Source organism: Metabacillus sp. KH_069, from assembly GCF_057838075.1.
On record NZ_CM174460.1, the window covers coordinates 732,731 to 756,542 of the forward strand.

Below are 23,812 nucleotides of genomic sequence, written 5' to 3' on the forward strand. Positions count from 1 at the left end.
AGGGGAGCATCCAAATGCTTACTCAAAAAACAATCGAAATTATTCAATCTACTGTTCCAGTTTTAGAAGAAAAAGGTGTAGAAATCACATCGCGCTTTTACAAAAATCTATTTGAAAGCCATCCAGAGCTGCTGAATATTTTCAATCATGCCAATCAGAAAAAAGGAAGACAGCAGACGGCACTTGCAAATACGGTATATGCTGCAGCAAAACACATTCATCAGCTTCATATGATTCTGCCGGCAGTGAAACAAATTGCTCATAAGCATAGAAGTCTTGGTGTAAAAGCGGAACACTATCCAATCGTTGGAGAACATCTGCTTCAGGCCATCAAACAAGTTCTTGGGGAGGCCGCAACGCCTGAAATCATAAATGCCTGGGCAGAAGCATACGGCGTCATTGCAGATGTATTTATCGAAGCGGAAAAAGAATTATATGAAGGCGCAGATTGGACTGGATTCAAGCCTTTCAAAGTCGTCCGCATTGAAAAGGAAAGTGAATGGATTTCTTCTTTCTATTTAGAGTCGCCTGAAGGAATTCCAGCTTTTAAACCGGGCCAGTACATTTCCGTAAGAGTCAATATTCCTGGAGAAACGTATACGATGAACAGACAATATAGTTTGTCAGGCAGCAAAGAGATGCCTCATCTAAGAATTTCAGTAAAACGGGAACGCGGACCGGAGACTGAAGAAGGAAAGGTCTCAAACTACCTTCACGATCAAATAGCCGTCGGAGATATGATCGAAATCAGTGCTCCTGCCGGTGAATTTACATTAAATGAGGCTGCCCAAACACCTGTGACATTTATTAGCGGAGGAGTAGGAATCACTCCATTTATGAGCATGCTGCGCTCGATTACAATCCAGCAGACAGAGCGGGAAGTAACGTTTATTCATGCAACACAAAACAGCAGCACACATGCATTTGTAAAAGAAACAGCATCATTATGTTCGCAACTGCCTAACTGCAGAATGTTTGCCTTCTACAGCAGCCCGACAAATCAGGACTGCACGGATCAAGGTTTTTATAAAGAAGGCTTAATCTCAAAGGAAGATTTGGAGCACATTCTTGAGAACAAAGAAGGAGATTTCTATGTATGCGGACCTGTCCTGTTCATGAAAGCCATGATTCAGTATCTGCTTTCTCTAGGGGTAGAAAAAGAAAAGATTCATTATGAATTCTTTGGGCCGGCAATGGACTTAAAAACAGACGCTCAAACCGTTTCATAAGTTCATAAAAAGTTCCAATCCTTTCTCGTTGACAGAATGATGCCAAACAACTTAACATGGTTAAGTATTTGAAAAAATATATTCACGCAATAGTTAACCATAGAAAGAGGGGCTGTCATTTTGTCAGCAGAACAAAAGAAAAAAATGTTTATTTTAATGATCAACATGTTTATTGCGATAGGAAGCTTTGGGATTATTATTCCCATTCTTCCGGCCTACCTGGAATCCATTAATCAGGGCGGTACCGCAGCTGGATTAATGATCGCTATTTTTGCGGGAGCACAGCTTATTTTTTCTCCAATAGCCGGAAAATGGGCAGATCAATACGGCCGCAGAAAAATGATCATTTACGGGTTAATTGGATTGACCCTCTCCATGTTTGTTTTTTACGCGGTTGATTCAATATGGTGGCTTTATGCTTCCCGTGTGATTGGCGGAATTGGGGCAGCCTTGCTGGTTCCAGCAATCTTTGCGTATGTAGCAGATATTACAACAATGGATCAGCGCGCAAAAGGAAACAGTTTTGTTTCTGCCGCTATGTCACTCGGGATTGTTATTGGTCCGGGAATCGGCGGTTTTCTTGCAGACTTTGGCCTGAAAATGCCGTTCCTGATCTCTGCAATTGTTTCTTTGGGAGCCGTTATATTCTCGATTTTGCTTCTTGAAGACAGTGAATCAAAAATGACAACAGCTGCGATGATGCCGCAGGATAATGAATCCATGGCGCGAAAAATGGTGCGGTCGGTAAAAATGCCTTACTTTGTGCCTCTTGTCATTACGCTTGTCATGAGCTTTGGGCTCATGGCTTATGAATCGGTGCTTGGTCTTTTTGTTGACAATCAGTTTGGCGCGACTCCGCAGGAGATTGCAATTATGATTACTTCGACAGGTATTATCAGTGTGATTGTCCAGCTGTTTGTTGTAGACCGTGTTGTCAGACGATTTGGTGAAGGGATGGTTTTGAACATATTCCTTGCCGTAGCAGCAATCGGTTTTTTCCTTTCGCTGTTTGCTTCAAGCTATGTTTTATTCTTTGGTGTTACACTGCTTATATTCCTTGCAACGTCAATCCTGCGTCCTGTCCTTAATACGCTGATCTCAAAAATGGCTGGAAACGAACAGGGCTTTGCAATGGGCATGAACAATGCCTATATGAGCATTGGAAATGTGCTTGGGCCAACGATTGCAGGCATGCTGTATGATGTCCAGATTCTTTATCCATTTGTGCTGGGACTTGTCTTCCTTGTTGTCACACTAGTGATGACGGTGATCTGGCAGAAGCGGTCAATGAAGCAGAAAATGGTTGTTAATACAGAACATTAAGAATGAGAAACATGAATCCTGCCGGGGTTCATGTTTTTTGTTTGCTCTTTTCCAGAATCTTGATGCTTTCGTACCCTGCCAAATCGAAAAACGATATTGGAGGGTAAGCAAAGCGCCGAGCTAACTTTAGACACTAGTGCTCAAAAAACTCATCAGTCAGCAGGACTTAATTTTACTATAAGAAAAAGCACCAGAACACAATGTCTGTTCATCTTTTCCCCATCCCGCTCATACATTGTCTTAAAGACGAGATAGGGGGAAAACGCGTGAACGAAGCTTACCGGAAATCACTGGAATATGCGATTGCGGAAATCACGGAAATTGCAGATGGATTTGGACTTGATTATTATCCGATGCGGTATGAAATTTGTCCTGCAGATATTATTTATACATTTGGTGCATACGGAATGCCGACCCGTTTTTCACACTGGAGCTTTGGAAAACAATTCTTTAAAATGAAGCTTCACTATGACCTTGGATTAAGCAAAATCTACGAATTGGTCATCAATTCGGATCCATGCTACGCTTTTTTGCTCGATACGAACTCACTTATTCAAAATAAATTAATTGTTGCCCACGTGCTGGCCCACTGTGATTTCTTCAAAAATAACAGCCGGTTTCAAAATACGAAGCGCGATATGGTAGAGAGTATGGCCGCCACAGCCGACCGGATTAAGCAATATGAAATTGATCATGGCAGGGCAGAGGTAGAGACATTCCTGGATGCCGTGCTTGCGATTCAGGAGCATATTGATCCATCCCTCATGCGTCCAAAGCTTTCCTGGACAATGGGAGATGCTGAGGAAGAGGATGTGAAAAAGGCTTCTCCGTATGATGATTTATGGAAACTGGATGATAAGGAAAAACCAAAAGGCGCTCCTTCAAAAAAGAATAAGAAGTTTCCGCCATCCCCCGAAAAGGACATCCTGCTGTTTATAGAAGAATACAGCAGAGACCTGGAAGACTGGCAGCGAGATATTTTAACAATGATGCGCGAGGAAATGCTCTATTTCTGGCCGCAGCTCGAAACAAAAATTATGAACGAAGGCTGGGCATCCTTCTGGCATCAGCGCATCCTGAGAGAGCTTGACCTCACCACAGATGAATCGATAGAATTTGCCAAGCTGAATGCAGGCGTAGTACAGCCGTCACGAACCGGCATTAATCCTTATTATTTGGGACTTAAAATCTTTGAAGACATCGAAGAACGCTACAATAATCCCACAGAAGATATGATAAGACGCGGCGTAGAGCCTAACTCGGGCCGGGAAAAAATGTTTGAAGTGCGTGAAGTGGAATCTGATTTGTCGTTCATCCGAAATTATATGACGAAGGATCTTGTCACAAGGGAAGACATGTATCTTTTCCAAAAGCAGGGAAGAGATTATAAGGTTGTCGATAAAGAGTGGGAACATGTCCGCGACCAATTAATCAACATGCGTGTAAATGGAGGATTCCCATATATTACAGTGAACGATGGGGATTACCTGAAAAACAATGAATTGTACTTGAAGCACTGGTATGAAGATATTGAACTGGATTTGAAATATCTCGAAAAAGTGCTGCCGTATATTCATCAGCTGTGGGGACGCGCCGTGCACATGGAGTCGATTCTGGAAGGGAAGCCTGTTTTGTTTACGTATGACGGGAAGGCGATTCACCGCAAATATTTGTGAAAAAAAAGCAGCCTTTCGCTGCTTTTTTTCATGCACAGTTTTTGGATTCATAAGAAAAAACATGGCATATTATTTTTTTGACTATATGATATGCCAAAGAACTTAAGATTTTTCTATGGCAGGCAGCGTTTCCTTTAGCCGGGAAAAAGCAACAATGCCAGCTGTTAATGGCAGTAAAGCTACTAATCCAATTGCCCATTGAATATTTAATACATCAGTTAATATACCAGCAAATAATGCCCCAAAGGCATATCCGCTATCTCTCCAAAAACGATAAACCCCCATTGATGATGCTCTCCATTCTGCCTGAGCAACATCACTGATGGAAGCTTGTAAAGTTGGGTAAACCATAGCTGTTCCGAGACCTAATAAAATGGCTCCAATCAACCACCAGCTAAATTGGTCAACATACAATATCATCCACAGTGCAAATGCTTGAAGCCACATCCCGCCAATTATCAGCCATTTCCGTCCTAGCTTATCGCTTAGAGAACCTGTGAATAATTGGAATAGACCCCAAGAAGCCGGATATATGGCAATTATAGTTCCGATTTCATTCACAGTTAAACCTGAGCTCGTGAAGAATAGCGGGAAGAGCCCCCAAACCATCCCATCTTTAAGATTAGTGCTTAATCCTGCAAAAGTGACACTTGAGAGATTTTTATTTTTATATGTAGTTAGTTTGAACACTTCTGCTGCGGATAAAGTTTCAATTTTATTGGATGATTTTGATTGTAATCTCATATGCTCTTTTGTATCTTTTACAAGGAAGGATAAAATAAAACCTATCACGACTAAGCCTATTCCTATATAAAATGGTTCTGGCCGATTTGAATAAGTCGAAGCTGCAAAACCGGAAACAGCGGCCATAACAGCTACACCTGTGTATCCTGCGAATTCATTTAAGCCTACAGCAAATCCTCTCTGAGTAGGTTTTGCAAGGTCAATCTTCATATTGACTGTCATTGACCACGCTAATCCCTGGTTAATTCCTAAAAAAACATTTGCCGCTACTATCATCCACCACGAACTTGCGAATATAACCAATAAGGGAACAAAGAGACCGATCATCCACCCGATCAAGAGGATTTTTTTTCTTCCATATCTGTCTGCAATTCCGCCAGCAAAATAATTGACAACTGCTTTTGAAAATCCAAAGCTAATAATAAAAGATAAGGCTGCACTTGTTGATGCCAGTCCAAAATCTTCTTGTCCTATAATTGGGAGAATCGTTCTTTCTAGACCAACCATCGAACCTACAAAGAAATTTGTAATAACTAAAAGGATAAAATTCAACATGTTCTCTTTAATGCCTATTTGCACATGCCTCATTATTGTCACCTCCAACATTCTCAGTTTTTCAATTAGGTGTTACGCTTAATTCAGGGCCACATTTAGCTCATGAAAATGCACAACCTAATAAGTAAAGGCTCTTTTCGTAAATATTGGTGTTATTGAAAAAAATGTTAAAAACCTTAAGTGGAGCGGAAAGGAACGGACATCATTTATCATGAAAACAACAATCTATGCGAAAACAGCATAAGAAAAAAACGTAATCAATCTACTATACATCGGTATTTTAAAAAAGACAAAAAGCTGCATATTAGCAGCTTTTTGTCTTTTTTAATAAGATCAGCCAGTCATACGGTTGGATAAAAGAAGAGAACCTGCAGAAGTTCAGATCTTAAGAAAGCTGATCTATACATTTAATTAACCGCACTTCGATATCTGAAGCTATCTCTTCAAGGTTCTTATCCTCTAACAGCTGAATAAGTGAAGTAGGCTTTGGCATTCCGATCTTTGTAGAACCTTCATCACTATAAACAATTAATTTACACGGCAGAAAATAACTTGCCAGTATCGTTTCCTCTAATACCTTTTTAGCTTCAAAAGGATTACAAACCTCTAAGATGGCAATTTCCTCAGAAAAATTAACTCCTTTATCGTTTAACTTGTCTTTTAAATCAAGCTTCCACAACACTCCAAAGCCTTCATCTGCTAACAGCTCAGTAATCGCATTTACATTATCATTGACACTGCCATTTAATGTTTTTGTATAATGAAACATTCTCTCACTCCCTAACAAGTTGACAAGTATTATTATTATGCTGCCATTCTCCGGCATTCATCAGCACATTTAAAACATGCTTCTGCACATTTTTGACAATGATCATGATCATGTTTCTGACATTCATTTCCGCATGATTCACATATATCTGCACACAATTGACATATTTGCTGAGCGAATTGACTGTTTCGCATCATAGCTTGGGCTGCAAAAGCACAAATGTCTGCACACTCACGATCTAGACGAATGCACTCTTTCATCATATTTACATTTTCTTCTGATAGGCACTTGTCAAAACAAACGTTACAGGCTTCTACACATTCCAAACAGGCTTTAATACATTCATAGTGTTTTTGCATATAACCATCTCCTTTAAATTTGCTTACGCAAACTATTTTCCCATTCAAAATTATATAAAACCTAAAAATGGGACTATTGAAAAACCTTATTAATTCTGCACGATTTCTGCACATTTTATTGTTATTATTGCTATTTAGTACTCTGATAACGTTATATAAACATGTCGATATAAAATATCTCGAAAAGTGCTTCCATATATTCATCGACTGTGGAAACTCGCCGTCCATATGAAGTTATCCTTGAAAGGGGGAGCCTTTATTATTTTTTAAAAAAACTGAAAAATATTAAATAATTTAGTTGCAAATTACAAATAATAAGCGTATAACTAAAGTATGAGGTGATTAGATGGAAAACACTCGAGAACTATTTCAGATCATGACCCGTCGCTTTGGCTTACTGAATAAAAACTGCTGCACAGCAGGGGGAATTGATATTTCTTTAATCCAGAGCCATATTCTTTATGAAATTGAACATCTGCATCAGCCGTCCGTTCAGCAAGTAGCTGACGTTCTCGGTACAGATATAACGACTTTCAGCCGTCAAATCCAATCTTTAGTAAAGTTGAACTTAATTAAAAAGACACCGCATCCTGATGACAGAAGGATTCATGTCCTTTCACTGACAACCGAAGGGAAATTTGCTGCTGCAACGATTGATCATCAGATGAATGCTTATTTGGATGAGGTCTTTTCACATATGAATGAGTTTGAAAAAGAAACCGTCATTCGCTCGATCAAGCTATTGAACACATCTATGGCAAAATCGAGCGTATGCTGCACTCCGATGGGGTGATTTCTTTTTGGTTAATACTTGCATAATGCAAATAATTTTATAATAAATAATTATTGAGGAGGATTTTTAATGAAAAGTTTAACGTTTTCACTGAAAGTAAACGAGTGCTGTACTCCGGAAAAACTTGAGGGAAATTCACTCTCTAAACTCCCAGTCGCCATTATTGGAGCCGGTCCTGTAGGCCTTGCGGCAGCCGCTCATTTAGTCAGCAGGGGAGAATCCTTTATCTTATTGGAAGCAGGTCAGCAGGCCGGTACAAATATTTTAACCTGGGAACACGTTCGCTTATTTTCACCATGGCAATTTAACATGGATAAAGCGGCTCTAGCATTACTTGAAAGACATGATTGGATTCAGCCAGAGCCAGATGCTCTGCCTACCGGAAAGGATCTCGTGGAACAATATTTGCAGCCGCTCTCAAACCTCCCTGAAATTCAGCCATTTTTTTATTCGAATACAAAGGTTTTATCCATCGGCAAAAAAGATGCCGATAAAATGAAAACGGCAAATCGTGAAAAGGTCCCGTTTATTATTTACACAGAAAAAAATGGCGAGCTTCAAACGTTTGAGGCAAGAGCGGTATTGGATGCAACAGGAACATGGGGCAACCCAAATCCATCAACTTCAAATGGTATATGGCTGAATGATGAAAAATCCCTTCGCCATCACATTTTTTACGGTATTCCTGAAATTATTGGAATAGAAAAAGAGCGGTATGCAAATAAAAGAGCAGCAGTTGTTGGCGGGGGCCATTCAGCCATTAATGCTTTATTGGAACTTGCAAAACTGAAAGAATCTCATCCTGATACAGAAATCATATGGGTGATGAGAAGGAAAAGGGTTGAAGATGCCTATGGCGGGGAAGAAAAAGATGCGCTGGCAGCAAGAGGTGAACTCGGCAGCCGTATCCATCAGCTAGTTGATCAAAAGATGATAAAAGTAGAAACGCCATTTTTGATTCAGAACCTTAAAAGGTCTGAAAACGGTATAGATATGATTGGTACACAAAATGGGGAAATTCGTACTCTTTCAGGAATAGATGAAGTCATTGTCAATACAGGCAGCCGTCCAGATTTTACAATGGTCAGTGAACTGCGTACATCAATCGATCCTTCAACCGAGAGTACAGAAGCTTTAGCCCCTCTCATTGATCCTAATTTTCACAGCTGTGGAACTGTACGTCCCCATGGGGAGAAGGAACTCCGTCAGCCGGAAAAGAATTTTTATATTGTCGGTGCCAAGAGTTATGGCCGTGCTCCTACATTCTTGATGGCAACTGGATATGAGCAAGTAAGATCTGTAGTCGCCCATCTAAGCGGTGATCAGATGGCAGCTGAAAAAGTGGAATTAGATCTCCCTGAGACAGGTGTATGCAGTTTGAACCTTAAATCGAAATCCTCATGCGACGAATCGAGTTCTTGCTGTTAAATAGATTATGGAGAATTCTGTTCTCCCTTTCAGCTATGAAAATAAACTGAGAAACATGGAGTGAACGATATGGTGATTAATCACGCCGGCGCTTTAAGAAAAGAGTACTTCATTGCCTATATGAAATTGCTTATGAATGCATTTGAATGTACAGCCCAACAGGCCCGCAATTTGACATTTGAACGCCTCTTTCGTTCAAAAGAAGATTATTTAGGAAATCAAAGCTATAAAGTGTTCCTTGAGGCATATGAAGAAATAAAAGAATAGGAATTTTGAATGAGGTGATAGGCTGCATGAAGGCAATAAAAAGCAAACCCCATAATCAAAAAGTGATTACCATGGTTGCCATCATTACAGCCCTAAGTTTACTTGGAGATTCCATGCTCTATATTGCCTTGCCCATCTTCTGGAGAGAAGCAGGCCTTGACTCTATTTGGCAGGTTGGAATTCTTCTTTCCATCAATCGGTTTATTCGTCTGCCTTTTGGTCCAATAGCAGGGTGGATTTATAAAAAGATCTCATTAAAAACCGGGCTGATTAGTGCAATCATTATTGGAGCATTCACCACCCTGGGATATGGTTTGTTTAAAGGGTTTATTGCTTGGGTTATCCTTCGCGGTTTATGGGGGATTGCATGGTCTTTTTTTCGGATCGGCGGACTTTCAAGTGTGGCATTTTATGCGGATGAAAACCATCGCGGCGCGGCGATGGGATTCTATAATGGCATTTACCGTTTAGGGAGTTTGTTCGGAATGCTCCTTGGAGGCCTGTTAGTGCCTTGGCTGGGACTTAGTTTTGTCTCTTTAGCATTTGGCTTTTTGACATTGCTTGGCCTTCCTCTAATTATCTATTTCTTTGCCGCAGATTCACATTCACAGACAGAAAAGAAAATAAACTCACAATCTATTCCTTTTACAGTTGTTTTTAAGCGGAAACTCCTTGTCATTATCAGCGGTTTTATTATCACCTTGTTAGTTCAAGGAGTCCTGACCTCAACCTTAAGTTCCATCATTGAACATCATTATGGTCAGAAAATCAGTCTCTTTGGACTTATTATAGGCGTTACTTTTTTATCCGGACTTATCCAGTCGGCAAGGTGGATGTGGGAGCCTTTTTTAGCAAGAAGAATTGGAATCTGGTCGGACGGAATCAGCGGGAGGGTTCCTATCTTTATTTTTTCATTGATCTTTACAGCTGTGTCATTTGGAATGATTTCAAGTTCCCTGCCATTAGGAATGTGGATTTTTTCTGCACTTGCAGTCATGGTTGGAGCGACAGCGATCTCTACGCTTACGGACGCTATTGCAATCGATGCAGCAAAGAGTGTAAATGTTGTTTCTTTCCTTACACTGTACTCTGTCGTTCAAGATGTTGGGGCGGCATTGGGGCCATTTCTCAGCTACATGCTCATCGAGCTTAATAACGGATTCATTTATTTGTATTGGGGAGGAGCCTGTGTGTTTATAGCTTTAGGACTCCTATGGTTTATCCTTTTTCTTAATGAAAAGACATCTGGTTCAATTCGAATAAAAAATAACTTACATAGTAAATGAAAAACTTGGAGTTTAAATCCAGGTTTTTTTGTCCGAAAAAACTAAGATGCTTACAGTAAATTTACAAAGTTTTTATATATAAGCACTTTATTATATAAGTGAAGTATTATATAATGATTCCGACATGGAGGTGTTGGCAATTTGGAACTGACTTCAACGCTTGATATTCAGAAAGTTTCTCAAATACTTAAATTGCTTGGTGATAAAACTCGTCTCACGATGATGAAAATGCTTGAGACAAATGATTGCTGTGTCTGTGAGTTTACTGCGATTTTCAAAACAAGCCAGCCTGCAATCAGTCAGCATCTGCGGAAACTTCGTGATGCAGAATTGGTAAAAGAAAAACGCAAAGGCCAATGGATTTTTTATTCAATGAATAAAGAAAGTGAATATTATCCATTCATAAAAGGACTATTAGAGTATTTACCTGCACAAGATAACTTATTAACAGAATTAGAAGCACAAGGATTACGGATTACCTGTGAATAGAGAGGGGAAGAAAGATTGACTTCAGTCATTTTAGCTTCATTGATTTTTCTTTTAACTCTCATCTTAGTAATATGGCAGCCTAAAAACCTTTCCATCGGCTGGTCAGCATGCGGTGGAGCTATAGTTGCTTTATTAGTTGGAGTAGTTGATTTTGGTGACGTTATTGATGTAACTTCAATTGTTTGGAATGCAACCCTTGCATTTATTGCCATTATTATTATTTCTCTGATTTTAGATGAGATTGGTTTCTTCGAATGGTCTGCTCTGCATATGGCGAGAGCGGCAAGAGGAAACGGTGTACGAATGTTTGTTTATGTCTCGATTTTAGGAGCATTGGTCGCTGCGTTCTTTGCGAATGACGGTGCAGCTCTTATCTTAACACCCATTGTGCTTGCAATGGTGCGCAACCTGAATTTTGAAGAGAAAATGGTTTTTCCATTTATCATGGCGAGCGGGTTCATAGCCGACACTACTTCATTGCCGTTAGTAGTCAGCAATTTGGTGAATATTGTTTCTGCTGATTACTTTAACATTGGATTTATCGAATATGCTTCTCGGATGATTGTTCCTAACTTCTTTGCATTGGGTGCAAGTATTCTCGTTTTATACTTGTTCTTCCGTAAAAGCATACCAGGGAAGTATGATCTTAAAGATTTAAAAGCACCTAAAGAAGCCATTAAGGATGAGAAGATGTTCCGCCTGTCATGGATCGTACTCGGGGTTCTCCTCATTGGATACTTTATCAGTGAGTTCTTGCATATCCCAGTATCCTTTGTTGCTGGTGTCGTCGCCATTTTCTTCTTGGCTATGGCGAGAAGAAGCCCGGCTGTTCATACTAAAAAGGTGTTAAAAGGAGCTCCATGGGCGATTGTATTCTTCTCGATCGGGATGTATGTCGTCGTTTATGGTCTCAGAAATGCCGGATTAACGGCTGTTTTAGCTGATGTGATTCAAATGGCAGCTGATCAGGGATTATTTATCGGAACGATTTCAATGGGCTTCATTGCAGCCATCTTGTCTTCGGTCATGAACAACATGCCGACAGTCATGATTGATGCCTTAGCCATTGCCGATACAGATACAACGGGCACGCTTAGGGAAGCATTGATTTATGCAAATGTAATTGGTTCTGACTTAGGACCTAAAATTACACCAATTGGTTCTCTTGCCACGCTTTTATGGCTCCATGTTTTGAGCTTAAAAGGCGTCAAAATATCCTGGGGCACTTATTTTAAAACAGGTATCATTTTAACGATTCCAACCTTGTTTATCACACTAGTTGGACTTTATCTATGGCTGCTCATTATCTAAAAAACATCAAACTCAACTTAAAAGGAGACTACACCTATGTCTAAAAAAACAATCTACTTCTTATGTACTGGAAACTCTTGCAGAAGCCAAATGGCTGAAGGCTGGGCGAAAAAACATCTTGGCGAAGAGTGGGATGTAAAAAGTGCAGGACTTGAGGCGCATGGTTTAAATCCAAACGCTGTTAAGGCAATGAAAGAAACAGGAATTGATATTTCAAACCAAACTTCAGATGTGATTGATCAGGAAATCTTAAACAATGCAGACCTAATTGTTACATTATGCGGGCATGCAGCTGACAATTGTCCTGTTACACCTCCGCATATCAAACGCGTGCATTGGGGATTTGATGACCCTGCGAAAGCGGAAGGAACAGAAGAAGAAAAATGGGCGTTCTTCCAACGTGTGCGTGATGAGATTGGTGAAAGAATCGAGCGTTTTGCCAAGACTGGCGAATAATAAAAACAGAAAAGCCGTGAGATTTTCTCTAGGCTTTTCTTCTGTCAACTTAAAGTCTCACAAATGAGGCTTTTTTCTTTCGAATAAAAACGTTGAATTTTATAATGAATGAAAAGGGACTTCATGGATGGAGGATGTCTGATATGGATTTTCAAATAAAAGAAATGACAGCCAGCGACTGGGATCAAGTCAGACAGATTTATCTAGAAGGCATTGCAACTGGAAATGCTACGTTTGAAACGGATGCCCCTTCTTTTGAGAGCTGGAATGAAAGTCATTCTAAAACATGCCGGCTTGTCGCTAAAGAAGGAAATGAAATTCTTGGCTGGGCCGCTCTGAGTCCTGTCTCAGGAAGATGCGTTTACGCAGGGGTAGCAGATGTCAGCATCTATATCGGCAAATCATTTAAGGGTGGGGGAATTGGAACTGCCCTGCTGCGCTCCATTATAGAATTGAGCGAAAAAGAAGGATTTTGGACGCTTCAGGCTGGAATTTTCCCTGAAAACATTTCAAGTTTAAACTTACATAAGAAAGCCGGTTTTAGAGAAGTTGGGATAAGAGAACGAATCGGCAAAATGAATGGTGTATGGAGAGACGTGGCCCTTTTGGAAAGACGAAGTGGGAGGATTTAATGATTCAATGAAAAATAGTTTATAGACTTTTTCAGGTGGAAATTTTGTGTAACACGAAATTGTCCCCCGAAACCAAAGTTCGTGCGCCAAACCGGATTTTGCAGCACAAAATGACCTCAAGAAGCCGAAGTTCGTGCGCCAAACCGGATTTTGCAGCACGAAATGACCCCAAGAAGCCGAAGTTCGTGTGCCAAACCGGATTTTGTGGCACAAAATGACCTCCCGAAGCTGAAGTTTGTGCGCTAAACCGGATTTTGCAGCACAAAATGACCTCAAGAAGCCGAAGTTCGTGTGCCAAACCGGATTTTGCAGCACGAAATGATCTCCCGAAGCCGAAGTTCGTGTGTTAAACCGGATTTTGCAGCACGAAATGACCCGCCGAAGCCGAAGTTCGTGCGCCAAACCGGATTTTGCAGCACAAAATGACCTCCCAAAGCCGAAGTTCGTGCGCCAAACCGGATTTTGGAGCACGAAATGACCTCCCGAAGCTGAAGTTTGTGTGCCAAACCGATTTTGCAGCACGCAATGAGAAAACAACCATTATAAATTTTAATGGATATTTCCATTCATTTCTGTAATTAGCTTGAGCGTTTTTTCATCAAGGCGCTTGATGACTTGGTAGAGCAGCTCAACTGAATGGTCCAGATCGTCCTTATGCACGATGGAAACGTGGCTGTGAATATATCTTGCCGGGACGCTAACAACTAAAGTAGGCACACCCTGATAACCAAGATGGAATTTCCCTCCGTCTGTGCCTCCGCCAGGCATGATGTCAACTTGGTAAGGGATTGAAAGTTCTTTTGCCACACCGACGACAAAATCACGGAGTTTTGGATGCGGGATCATGCTTGCATCGAAAAAACCGAGCAAAGGACCTTTCCCGAGTTCTGTGTGTCCTTCTTTTTCTTTCATTCCTGGTGTATCTCCAGCTACACCAACATCAAGGGCAAACGATATATCCGGATTGACTTTGTTGACTAACGTCTGGGCGCCTCTTAGACCCACTTCTTCTTGAACTGTGGCGCCTGCATATAAGACATTAGAAGATTTTTTATCTGCAGCAACTTTCTCTAATGTTTTCAGGGCTACATAGCAGCCTGCGCGGTTATCCCAATTCCGGGCAAGCAGAAACTTAGGATTTGGAAGTACTTCGAATGGACAAACGGTCGCGATCGGATCTCCGACCTGAACTCCAAAACTCTCTGCTTCTTCTTTGCTGGAAGCTCCAATATCAATAAACATATTTTCAGGCTTCAGCACATTTTTTCGTTCTTCTATGGACAGAACATGAGGTGCCTTTGAACCTATGACACCAGTCAAATCTCCATTTTTCGTGAGGACTTTTACGCGCTGGGCAAGCATGACATGCCCCCACCAGCCGCCTAATGTCTGGAATTTCAGGAAGCCGTCATTCGTGATGGCTTTTACCATAAGGCCGACTTCATCCATGTGACCGGCGATTAAGATTTTCGGGCCTTTTTTTCCCGTAATTCCAACGATGCTTCCAAGATGATCTTTTAAAATCTCTGGCGTTATTTGACTTATGTTTTCTTCAAGAACTTTATGAATCCGTGCTTCAAAACCTGATGGACCTGCAGTTTCGGTTAATTGTTTCAACAGCTGTAAGTCTTTTTCCACTATACATCCCTCCATTAGTAGGATGTCTTGGATGTGAAGATTTTACGCTGTTTATTTTTATGCGGCAATCACGATTTGCCCATTCCAATCATTAATCCAATAAATGCGAGCAGAATCCCGCCGGCATACGAAAAGAGGAGATATTTGATTAGAACAGGATGATTTTTCTTTTCTCTAAGCTGGATATTCTCAAGCTTAAAGGTGGAAAACGTTGTGAAAGCTCCCATAAAGCCAATGCCGAATAGGAAATAAAAGCTTTCCGGCAGCCCTTTTCCGGTCATCCACCCGAGCAGAAAAGAGCCGGCTAAATTGACCGCTAGTGTGCCGATTGGAAATCCAGTCTGACTTTTGTTGTTCAACCGTGAGCTGATGATAAAACGGGCAATGGCCCCTAAACACCCGCCAGCAGCAATTAATAATAAGTTCATGATGCAGCCTCGCTTCTTTCCTTAAACATGCGTAGCCCCAGGAAGTACCCATACCATGACATGAAAAGTCCTCCAGCAAGACTGAGGATCACATAGATAAACGCCATGAAAATTGAACCGCTCTGAAGCAGCAGTACTGTTTCAACGCTGAACGTGGAAAAGGTTGTGAATGACCCGACAAGACCTGTTCCAAGCCCGGCTAAAATATGAGGATGAAAGAGCTTCAGTCTCAAAATGCCAGTTGTAAACCACCCGAGTATAAAGCAGCCGATCAGGTTCGCAAGAAGGGTTCCTAGAGGAAAACCATTGCTGAGCCAAGGGTGGGTGAGCACACCTAAAGAATATCTGAGCAAACTGCCAATGATTCCTCCGGCTCCGATCAATACATAATTCATCTTGTATAACCTCCTATATTAGAAGAAAAACCGAACCTCATTATTAAAAAGATTTTGTCTTTAAGATATCCGATTCATAAAAACTTCACATCATTATTATAAAATAAAGATTATACTTTAATATAGAACTTTAAAGCGGGGTTTAATTAGTGAACACAATATCTATTATGATCATTGATGATGAAGAAGCAATGAGAGCACTGATAAAGACATTTTTAATTAGTGAGGGCTATTCAGTCATTGAAGCTTCTAATGGCATGGACGCTCTTGAACGGATAAATATTGATGCGCCTGATTTAATAGTTGCGGACGTTATGATGCCTTATATGGACGGCTTTACATTTGCAGAAGAATTGAAAAAAAACCATCACATCCCCCTTATTTTTTTATCTGCGAAAGGGGAGGAATGGGATAAAATCCAGGGTCTCAAACTTGGCGGGGATGATTACATTGTAAAGCCATTTCACCAGGGAGAGCTGCTTGCAAGGATTGAATCTGTTTTAAGAAGAGCGAGGCAGAGCAGCATTTTAAGTAATCGGATAACTGTTGGTCCGCTTGTTCTTGATGCATCTGGCTATAAAGCGATGATAAAAAATCAGCCTTTATCCTTAACATTAAAAGAATTTGAGATTCTGTCCCTGCTTGCAAGAAATAAAGGGACGGTTTTTACGAGAGAACAGCTTCTTGAATCGGTTTGGGGATTAAATTACATTGGCACCGGCCGAACGGTAGATACTCATATTAAAACACTTAGATTGAAATTGAAGGATTATGCATATCTCATTCAAACAGCATGGGGTGTCGGGTATAAATTTGAGGTGTAACTATTGAAACGTCTGAACTTAAGCCAGAAAGTACTGATGCTGATTGGCATTTGCATTGTCTTCAGCATTTTATTTTCTTTCTTTTTTCTGCATTTTTTATACAAAGAACTTTATTTTAACAGCATCAAAGAGTCTGTCATTTATCAGGGCGAGAGAACAGCTGCGCATTATCACTACGGCTCTCTAAGCGATGAAATCATTGAGAAAATTCACTGGTACAATGTCGTGTCTGAGTATGAAGTGATTGTACTGGATGATATCGAAGATTTAAGTTCGTATTTTCCATATGAAGTGAACTATGAAGCTCTGATTACAAGTGAAGACCGCGAAATCCTTGAAAATGGGGATTACATCGTGAAGGATGGCTATGTAAAAGAGTTTAACCGTGAAATCATCGGCGCCGTTTTCCCGATTATGGGAGATAAAGGGCTTATAGGCTTCATCTATATCTATGTGCCATTAGCAGATCTTCAAGAAGTATTCGAAGGAAGCCTTCCTATTCTTCTGCTTGTCGGATCTATATTTTTTATGATTCTCTTTTTAGCCGTCAATCAGATTCGGCGATCGCTTTTTAAGCCTCTGAATGATTTTCAGGAATTTTCAAAAGAGGTCTCAAAAGGTAATTACTCGAATCGTCTGCTTCATAACAATCATGACGAAATTGGACAGCTTGCTCATGCATTCAATTCCATGAGCCAGTCGCTTGAGGAGCAGGAAGCGAGGAAAAAAGAGTTTCTTGCAAATGTTGTGCATGAGCTGAGAACGCCGCTTACTTATATTGGCGGGTACAGTCAGGCTCTTAAACACCAAATGTATGCATCGCCTGAAGAAGCGGATCACTATTTGATGACGATTGACAGAGAAACGAATCGCTTGAATAAGCTGATCACTGATTTAATCGACCTTGATCACCTTCAGGAAAATATGTATACACTGAACGTTGAACCCATCGCCATTGTTCAGCTGTTTTTAGATACGCTTGCATTATTCGATATCAGAATCAATGAAAGTAAGCTAAAAACAGAACTGGATATTCAAGAAGATCTTGCTCTTACAGGAGATCCTAAACGGCTGCAGCAAGTCTTCTACAACCTCTTGGATAATGCAATCAAGTATGCTGATAAAGAAAGTAAGATAAAAATAACTCTCATTGAAAAAAACAAACAGTTATTTTTTTGTCTTAACAATAAGGGAAATGAAATATCAGAAGAAGATCTCGCCCATATAGGAGAACGTTTTTTCCGCTCGGATAAAGCGCGGAGCCGAATGACAGGCGGGACGGGTCTTGGCATCTCAATTGTAAAAGAAATTGTCAGGCTGCATGGGGGAGAATTCTCAATCACCAGCGATTCTTCCAATGGGACAACTGTTACTTTTATCCTGCCAGGTTTATTATAATCCTGCTAAAACCGTCCGAAATTTTTTGGGCGGTTTTTGGTTTTTGTAAGATTCCTCAAAATCGTCCACCGTCTCAACCGTTTGGTATGAATTGAAAAAGAAAAGGCTGTCTTGATTGAAGCCCCACATGATAAAAATGGAATCTACAAAGCCCGGAGCAGCTTCAAAGCTGACGGCGTGTATTTTATCCAAACACATGTCACCGCCCGGGATATGCATGTCATGCCAAAGCAGCAATTTGCCGTAGGAAATGTAACTGAAGACGAGTTAAAAGCTGCTGAGGAAGCTGTTGAAAAAGAAAAATCAGCTGAAATTTCAGGAAAACATCATTAAGAGACAAATGAATCGTCTATGCAAAAGTTTAATTTTAAAAAATGGAGGGAAGATAATCTTTAATGAAATAAATAAAGAGAGAAAGAAGGAAAATGCGATGTTATGGACGATTATTGGACTTTTACTTTTATTCTGGGTGCTTGGTCTTGTATTTAATGTAGTAGGCGGAATTATTCACGTTCTTCTTGTTTTGGCAGTGATTGTATTCCTTTATAACTTTTTTGTTAAAAGACGTAAAACAAGGGTTTAAGCAGAGATGAAGACTGAGATAAAGGCACAATGTGTGCTTTTGCCTCAGTCTTTTTTTATACCATTTTATAAATGACTATCCCGAGACATAAGGTATGATACAATGAAATAATAGCTGTAAAAATAAAGACTCGGAAATTGAAAGTGATCAACAGTGCTAGGAGACTAAACATGACAATAGAGAAAAATGTAAAGATTATTCCGCTTGGCGGAATGGGTGAAATCGGGAAAAATATGTACCTCGTTGAATATGAAGATGAGATTGTGATTGTCGATTCAGGAGTTAAATTCCCTGACGAAGAGTTAAGAGGCGTTGATTACATCATCCCTGATTATACATACTTGGTGAAAAATGCCCATAAAGTAAAAGGGCTTTTTATCACACATGGACACGAGGATCATATTGGCGGTGTGCCTTTCTTGTTGAAAAAGCTGAATGTTCCTGTATTTGCAGGAAGACTTGCTATGGGCTTTATCAGAAGCAAGCTTGAGGAGCACAACCTGCTCAGAGATGCAGTTCTGCATGAAATTACTGAAGAAAGCACGATTAATCTGGAAAACCTGGATGTCACGTTCTTCCGGACAACTCACAGTATTCCGGATTCATTTGGAGTGGTCATCCATTCGCCAATAGGAAACATTGTTCACACAGGAGATTTTAAATTTGATCTGACACCTACAGGACCGGAGCAGGACTTATCGAGGGTTGCAAGGGTTGGACAAGAAGGTGTGCTCTGCTTGCTGTCAGACAGCACAAACAGTGAAGTACCCGGCTTTTCAGTATCAGAAAAAAAGATCGGGCAAAACATTTTAGATTTGGTCAGAAGACAGTCCGGGCGTATTATTGTGGCTTTATTTGCATCAAATGTATTCCGCCTTCAGCAGGTCATTAAAGCATCTGTAGCCTGCGGCAGGAAGGTGGCCTACACGGGAAGAAGCATGGAAAGAGCGATATCTATCGGCCTTGAGCTCGGCTACATTGAAGCGCCAAGCGGTACGTTTATAGATCCGGATGAAATCAGTTCCTATAAAAACAACGAACTGACTATCCTGTGTACAGGCAGCCAGGGGGAACCTTTTGCTGCTCTCTCAAGAATTGCTGAAGGAAAACACCGCCACATCCATATTGAGGAAGGCGATACCATTATTTTTTCTTCTTCCCCAATACCGGGAAATGTTCTTAGTGTAAACAGAATTATCAACAAACTGATGAAAGCCGGAGCAGATGTAATTGACAATAAGCTCTATGACATTCATACGTCAGGGCATGGCGGTCAAGAAGAGCTGAAGCTTATGCTGAAGCTGCTGAATCCAAAATTCCTGGTGCCGATTCACGGCGAATACCGCATGCAGAAAATGCATCAGACTCTTGCAATGGAATGCTTTATTCCAGAAGAAGATATTTTCATTTTAGATAATGGGCATGTATTGAATGTTTCCAGTGACAAGGCGTATCAGGCGGGGAAAGTGCCTGCCCGTTCTGTCTATGTTGATGGAAATGGAATCGGTGATGTAGGAACATCCTTGCTTGGCGAGCGGAAGCAGCTTGCAGACAGCGGAATCATTTCGATTCTGATTTTTAAAAACGGAGAAGAAATCATCCGCAAACCGCAGATCATTTCAAGAGGCTTTGTTTACTTAAGAGAGTCCAATGACTTCATTGTGGAAATAGAAGCACTTGCTGCTGCTGTCATCAGGGAAGATAAAGTTGAAGGGGATATCGAGAAACATTTAAATTCAGTGATATCCGACTTTATTTATAAAAGACTTAAAAGATCGCCTATCGTCGTTGTTAAGGTGATTGATGTGAAAAAAGAAAAGTAACACACAAGGCTGGGACAATAGGTTTCAGCCAAAGAATAATCCGAACTATTATGTGAAATTCCAACTTGAATTTCGTTTTAGTTCGGATTTTTTTCTTTTGCTCTTTTCATAAATATTGTTGCTGCAGGCTAAATGATAGAAACCATAAGTGGAGCGGAAAGGAACGGACATTATTTATCATGAAAAACAACAATCTATGCGAAAATACCCCTTTCTTTTAAAGGTTTTCGCACTATTCAATGTTCGGCTTTCATTCAGGAATTGATCTTTACGTTTTTATGTCTTCTCAATCGGAATTTGTTCAATCTTGCCTAAAACGGCTGTATAAAAGAATAATCCAATAACTAAAACAGCAGCAGCAAGAACAAATGCCATGTTGAATGATCCTGTCTTATCAACGATGTATCCTGTCAGGAAAGTGGCAATGATTCCCCCAAATAAATTATTCGAAAAGTTAACCATTGAACTGAGAACAGCAGTTGTCCCAGGCGGTGAGAGCTTTGCTGCAATCGTCCATCCGACCGGGGCAGTAGCGGAAATACCAGCGAGGCCTATAGAAATAAAAAGCATGGACATGATTGGATTTTCCGTGAAAATAGAACCCAGAAATGTCAGGCCGACTGTCATTCCGATGACGATGATTCCTTTATAAACTTTGTTTGGGGCATGACCTTTTCCAATCAGAAAATCAACCAGCCAGCCTCCTGCGATAATACCTGAAATAGCAGCAATCAGCCAGGGAATGGCCGTATACAGGGAGGAGGAAAGCAAATCAAGTTTAAACTGATCCCTAAAAAAAGTCGGAAGCCAGAGCAGAAGCAAATTAAAGGTGTAGCCATATCCTGTGAAGCCGATCATGAGCCCCCATACTTTTCGATTTTTAAAAAAGGTCTTTAAAACGCGAAGTACTTTGTAGGAAGGCATATCGGAAAGATCCCCATACTTTTGAATGTAATTGATTTCTTCCTTTGAAATGCTCTTATGAGAACGGGGTTCATCATAATATTTCCAGAAGATAATCGTAAAAATAACATTTATGATTCCAATTGTTAAAAAGGCAATTCTCCAATCATAAAGAGTAATTAAAATGGCTACCAGCGGTCCTCCAATTACATTGGACAGTTTTGCTGAGGAATCAAAAAGAGCGTTTGCGAATCCCCGTTCATGAAAGGGGAACCAGCTGGCTGTAGCTTTTGCTGCTGCAGGAAAAGCGGATGCGCTCGTAATGCCGGTAAAAAAACGCAGAATATATAAGAGAAGGGTTCCTTGAACAAACACTATACTGATGGTTAAAAGAGTCCAAACGATCATGCCGATTCTCGTTACCCAACCAACTCCCCATTTGTCGAGCATCCCTCCAATAGGAAGCTGCATAAGGGTATAAGCGTAATTATAAATGGTAAAAACAAGCCCCATTTCAAATGCACTGAGTGAAAAAGCCTGCTGCAGTTCAGGTGCTGCTGCAGCTACTGCAACTCGGTCAAAGTAATTTAAAATAATTAGACTGCTAAGCAGGGAGGAAATGGCCCATCTCGTGTTTTTGCCGAGAGGACGGATTATTTTTTCGGAACTGGTCAAAACAGACACCTGCCTCTTTAGCTGATTGGGAAGAAAGTAAGAAAAGGAATTCCTGTTTAAGGTTTCCTCTTTTTTCATTCATCATTCTTTTTGATTCACGCCACCGCAGAAAACAAAAAAAGAGACGCACGAATGTACGTCTCTTAGGAATTAATGGTTTGCTGCTTTAGTATTCGGTTTATCATATACGGCCAATTTATTTAAAAGAGTGGTACTGTCTTTGTTCAGCCCCGTTATTCTGACTTCAGTCCCATTTTGTCTGTACTTAAGGATAATCTTATCAATTGCTCCTATAGCAGAATCGTCCCAAAGATGAGCATTGGTTAAGTCAACCGTGATGGTATCAATCTCTTCTTTGAAGTTGAATGTTGAAAGCAAATCTTCAACTGAAGCAAAGAAGACCTGACCGCTGACTTTATAGGTTTTCATTAATTTGTTCCCGCTAACAAATGTTTCTACATGAACTTTAGAAATTTTTGCTGCAAAGAACAGCGCACTTAATAGAACTCCTGCAAGCACACCTTTTGATAAATCATGTGTAGCAACAACTGTCACAACTGTCACAATCATGACCGCTGCGTCTGTTTTTGGCATAATATGCAGCTTTGTTAAAGAAGACCAGTCAAATGTTCCGATGGATACCATAATCATCACACCCACAAGAGCTGCCATTGGAATTTGAATCAGAAGGTCGTTTAACAATAGGATCAGCACCATTAAGAATACACCGGCAACGAAAGTCGATAATCTTCCTCTTCCGCCGGATTTAACATTAATAACAGATTGCCCGATCATCGCACAGCCTGCCATACCGCCAAAAAATCCATTGATAATATTGGCAATACCCTGGCCTTTTGCTTCTTTATTCTTATCGCTTTCCGTATCTGTCATGTCATCCACGATTTGCGCTGTCAGCAGGGTTTCCAATAATCCGACAATGGCTAAAGCGAATGAGTAAGGCAAAATGATCTGAAGAGTTTCAAAGTTTAATGGAATATCAGGAATCAAGAAGAAAGGCAGTGCCTGTGTTAATTCGCCCATATCTCCAACTGTTCTTACACCTGCTCCAGTCATAACTGAAATAATGGAAATCACAATGATTGCCACCAGCGGAGAAGGAACGGCTGTAGTGAATCTAGGCAGGATATAAATAATAGCTAGAGCACCTGCTACCATAACGTACATGATCCACGTCTCACCGGCGAAATGCGGAAGCTGAGCCGTAAAGATCAGAATAGCCAATGAATTTACAAATCCAACCATAACCGATCTTGGAATGAATTTCATTACTTTTCCGAGCTTTAATACACCCATACCAAATTGAATCACACCTGTCAGCACGGTTGCCGCCAATAAATATTGCAGGCCGTGATCAGCAACAAGCGTCACCATCAGCAATGCCATGGCTCCTGTAGCTGCCGAAATCATTCCAGGTCTGCCGCCTACAAATGAAATCACCACCGCAATACAGAAGGATGCGTATAATCCGACCATCGGGTCAACTCCTGCAATAATGGAGAAGGCTATTGCTTCTGGAATAAGAGCCAAAGCAACGACGATACCCGCCAAAATGTCTCCCCGGATATTGCCGAACCACTCTTGTTTAATTGTCTGTACGTTCAATCAAAAAACACCTCTTTTATCTTATTTTGTTGTGACTTTCAACTCTCATGAAAGCCGTGGCCGTTGATAACCCGGAAATTATATCATCCTTTATGAAAAAGCAATAGTCTGAAGTAAGCGGGTACATTTGCAAATTACTCTTTATATCCTTTCTTTTCGTCCATTTAGATTCTCAGTTGCATATACAGCGATATTTTTATGTAAA

At 40.6% G+C, this 23,812-nt stretch carries 24 protein-coding genes; 16 read left to right on the top strand and 8 right to left on the bottom strand.

The annotated features are described in order from the left end of the window. The first annotated feature begins 14 nt into the window (after window positions 1-14). From hmpA to AC3ISE_RS03810, 3 genes are all read left to right on the top strand, one after another. Window positions 15-1,229 (top strand): NO-inducible flavohemoprotein, encoded by a 1,215-nt coding sequence (hmpA, locus tag AC3ISE_RS03800; RefSeq protein ID WP_489223092.1) that lies wholly within the window; start codon window positions 15-17, stop codon window positions 1,227-1,229. 120 nt (window positions 1,230-1,349) lie between these two features. Continuing rightward, window positions 1,350-2,552, top strand: a complete 1,203-nt coding sequence (locus AC3ISE_RS03805) for an MFS transporter (RefSeq protein ID WP_489223093.1) — start codon at window positions 1,350-1,352, stop codon at window positions 2,550-2,552. A 266-nt stretch (window positions 2,553-2,818) separates the two neighbouring features. After that, entirely contained in the window at window positions 2,819-4,228 is a 1,410-nt protein-coding gene (locus AC3ISE_RS03810; protein WP_489223094.1) for a SpoVR family protein, read from the top strand. Window positions 4,229-4,330: 102 nt separating this feature from the next. Here AC3ISE_RS03810 and AC3ISE_RS03815 read toward each other — a convergent pair whose 3' ends face one another. From AC3ISE_RS03815 to AC3ISE_RS03825, 3 genes are all read right to left on the bottom strand, one after another. Then, entirely contained in the window at window positions 4,331-5,560 is a 1,230-nt protein-coding gene (locus AC3ISE_RS03815; RefSeq protein WP_489223095.1) for an MFS transporter, read from the bottom strand. A gap of 352 nt (window positions 5,561-5,912) precedes the next feature. Continuing rightward, window positions 5,913-6,296 carry a DUF302 domain-containing protein gene (locus AC3ISE_RS03820; protein WP_070877149.1) on the bottom strand — a complete coding sequence of 128 codons (384 nt, stop codon included), beginning with the start codon at window positions 6,294-6,296 and terminating at the stop codon, window positions 5,913-5,915. Window positions 6,297-6,331: 35 nt separating this feature from the next. Beyond that, window positions 6,332-6,655 (bottom strand): four-helix bundle copper-binding protein, encoded by a 324-nt coding sequence (locus tag AC3ISE_RS03825; protein WP_489223096.1) that lies wholly within the window; start codon window positions 6,653-6,655, stop codon window positions 6,332-6,334. A gap of 346 nt (window positions 6,656-7,001) precedes the next feature. Here AC3ISE_RS03825 and AC3ISE_RS03830 point away from each other — a divergent pair, with 346 nt between their 5' ends. From AC3ISE_RS03830 to AC3ISE_RS03865, 8 genes are all read left to right on the top strand, one after another. Beyond that, window positions 7,002-7,448, top strand: a complete 447-nt coding sequence (locus AC3ISE_RS03830; protein ID WP_489223097.1) for a MarR family winged helix-turn-helix transcriptional regulator — start codon at window positions 7,002-7,004, stop codon at window positions 7,446-7,448. 69 nt (window positions 7,449-7,517) lie between these two features. Next, window positions 7,518-8,876, top strand: coding sequence for an NAD(P)-binding domain-containing protein (locus AC3ISE_RS03835; protein WP_489223098.1), 1,359 nt, complete (start codon window positions 7,518-7,520; stop codon window positions 8,874-8,876). A gap of 69 nt (window positions 8,877-8,945) precedes the next feature. After that, the gene (locus AC3ISE_RS03840; RefSeq protein ID WP_489223099.1) at window positions 8,946-9,143 is read left to right on the top strand and encodes a hypothetical protein; all 198 of its coding nucleotides are present in this window, start codon (window positions 8,946-8,948) and stop codon (window positions 9,141-9,143) included. A gap of 26 nt (window positions 9,144-9,169) precedes the next feature. After that, window positions 9,170-10,429: an MFS transporter gene (locus AC3ISE_RS03845; RefSeq protein WP_489223100.1), complete on the top strand. Its 1,260-nt coding sequence runs from the start codon at window positions 9,170-9,172 to the stop codon at window positions 10,427-10,429. Window positions 10,430-10,570: 141 nt separating this feature from the next. Beyond that, the gene (locus AC3ISE_RS03850) at window positions 10,571-10,918 is read left to right on the top strand and encodes an ArsR/SmtB family transcription factor (protein WP_489223101.1); all 348 of its coding nucleotides are present in this window, start codon (window positions 10,571-10,573) and stop codon (window positions 10,916-10,918) included. 15 nt (window positions 10,919-10,933) lie between these two features. Further along, window positions 10,934-12,229: an arsenic transporter gene (locus tag AC3ISE_RS03855; RefSeq protein ID WP_489223102.1), complete on the top strand. Its 1,296-nt coding sequence runs from the start codon at window positions 10,934-10,936 to the stop codon at window positions 12,227-12,229. A gap of 36 nt (window positions 12,230-12,265) precedes the next feature. After that, complete coding sequence (gene arsC / locus AC3ISE_RS03860) at window positions 12,266-12,685, top strand: arsenate reductase (thioredoxin) (RefSeq protein WP_070877141.1); 420 nt, start codon at window positions 12,266-12,268, stop codon at window positions 12,683-12,685. 143 nt (window positions 12,686-12,828) lie between these two features. Continuing rightward, window positions 12,829-13,317: a GNAT family N-acetyltransferase gene (locus AC3ISE_RS03865; protein WP_489223103.1), complete on the top strand. Its 489-nt coding sequence runs from the start codon at window positions 12,829-12,831 to the stop codon at window positions 13,315-13,317. A gap of 549 nt (window positions 13,318-13,866) precedes the next feature. Here the strand turns inward: AC3ISE_RS03865 and AC3ISE_RS03870 are convergent. From AC3ISE_RS03870 to crcB (AC3ISE_RS03880), 3 genes are all read right to left on the bottom strand, one after another. Beyond that, a complete protein-coding gene (locus AC3ISE_RS03870) occupies window positions 13,867-14,955 on the bottom strand; it encodes a M42 family metallopeptidase (protein WP_489223104.1) in 1,089 nt (362 codons plus the stop codon). Window positions 14,956-15,023: 68 nt separating this feature from the next. Continuing rightward, window positions 15,024-15,386 (bottom strand): fluoride efflux transporter CrcB, encoded by a 363-nt coding sequence (gene crcB, locus AC3ISE_RS03875; protein ID WP_489224259.1) that lies wholly within the window; start codon window positions 15,384-15,386, stop codon window positions 15,024-15,026. Next, window positions 15,380-15,778, bottom strand: coding sequence for a fluoride efflux transporter CrcB (gene crcB / locus AC3ISE_RS03880; protein WP_489223105.1), 399 nt, complete (start codon window positions 15,776-15,778; stop codon window positions 15,380-15,382). Before crcB (AC3ISE_RS03880) ends, crcB (AC3ISE_RS03875) begins: the two co-directional genes overlap by 7 nt. A 149-nt stretch (window positions 15,779-15,927) precedes the next feature. Here crcB (AC3ISE_RS03880) and AC3ISE_RS03885 point away from each other — a divergent pair, with 149 nt between their 5' ends. The 5 genes from AC3ISE_RS03885 to AC3ISE_RS03905 all read left to right on the top strand — a co-directional run bounded on the left by AC3ISE_RS03885 (window position 15,928) and on the right by AC3ISE_RS03905 (window position 20,406). Further along, window positions 15,928-16,602, top strand: a complete 675-nt coding sequence (locus AC3ISE_RS03885; protein ID WP_489223106.1) for a response regulator transcription factor — start codon at window positions 15,928-15,930, stop codon at window positions 16,600-16,602. A 3-nt stretch (window positions 16,603-16,605) separates the two neighbouring features. Continuing rightward, window positions 16,606-18,000 (top strand): sensor histidine kinase, encoded by a 1,395-nt coding sequence (locus AC3ISE_RS03890; protein ID WP_489223107.1) that lies wholly within the window; start codon window positions 16,606-16,608, stop codon window positions 17,998-18,000. Between the two features lie 111 nt (window positions 18,001-18,111). Continuing rightward, complete coding sequence (locus AC3ISE_RS03895; protein ID WP_489223108.1) at window positions 18,112-18,333, top strand: hypothetical protein; 222 nt, start codon at window positions 18,112-18,114, stop codon at window positions 18,331-18,333. 97 nt (window positions 18,334-18,430) lie between these two features. Continuing rightward, window positions 18,431-18,583 (top strand): lmo0937 family membrane protein, encoded by a 153-nt coding sequence (locus AC3ISE_RS03900; protein ID WP_223440000.1) that lies wholly within the window; start codon window positions 18,431-18,433, stop codon window positions 18,581-18,583. A gap of 170 nt (window positions 18,584-18,753) precedes the next feature. After that, window positions 18,754-20,406: a ribonuclease J gene (locus AC3ISE_RS03905; protein ID WP_070877128.1), complete on the top strand. Its 1,653-nt coding sequence runs from the start codon at window positions 18,754-18,756 to the stop codon at window positions 20,404-20,406. 276 nt (window positions 20,407-20,682) lie between these two features. Here the strand turns inward: AC3ISE_RS03905 and AC3ISE_RS03910 are convergent, their stop codons facing one another. Both AC3ISE_RS03910 and AC3ISE_RS03915 read right to left on the bottom strand, forming a co-directional pair. Continuing rightward, window positions 20,683-21,966, bottom strand: a complete 1,284-nt coding sequence (locus AC3ISE_RS03910) for an MFS transporter (protein WP_489224260.1) — start codon at window positions 21,964-21,966, stop codon at window positions 20,683-20,685. 168 nt (window positions 21,967-22,134) lie between these two features. Continuing rightward, window positions 22,135-23,607 carry a SulP family inorganic anion transporter gene (locus tag AC3ISE_RS03915; RefSeq protein WP_489223109.1) on the bottom strand — a complete coding sequence of 491 codons (1,473 nt, stop codon included), beginning with the start codon at window positions 23,605-23,607 and terminating at the stop codon, window positions 22,135-22,137. Between the last annotated feature and the right edge of the window lie 205 nt (window positions 23,608-23,812).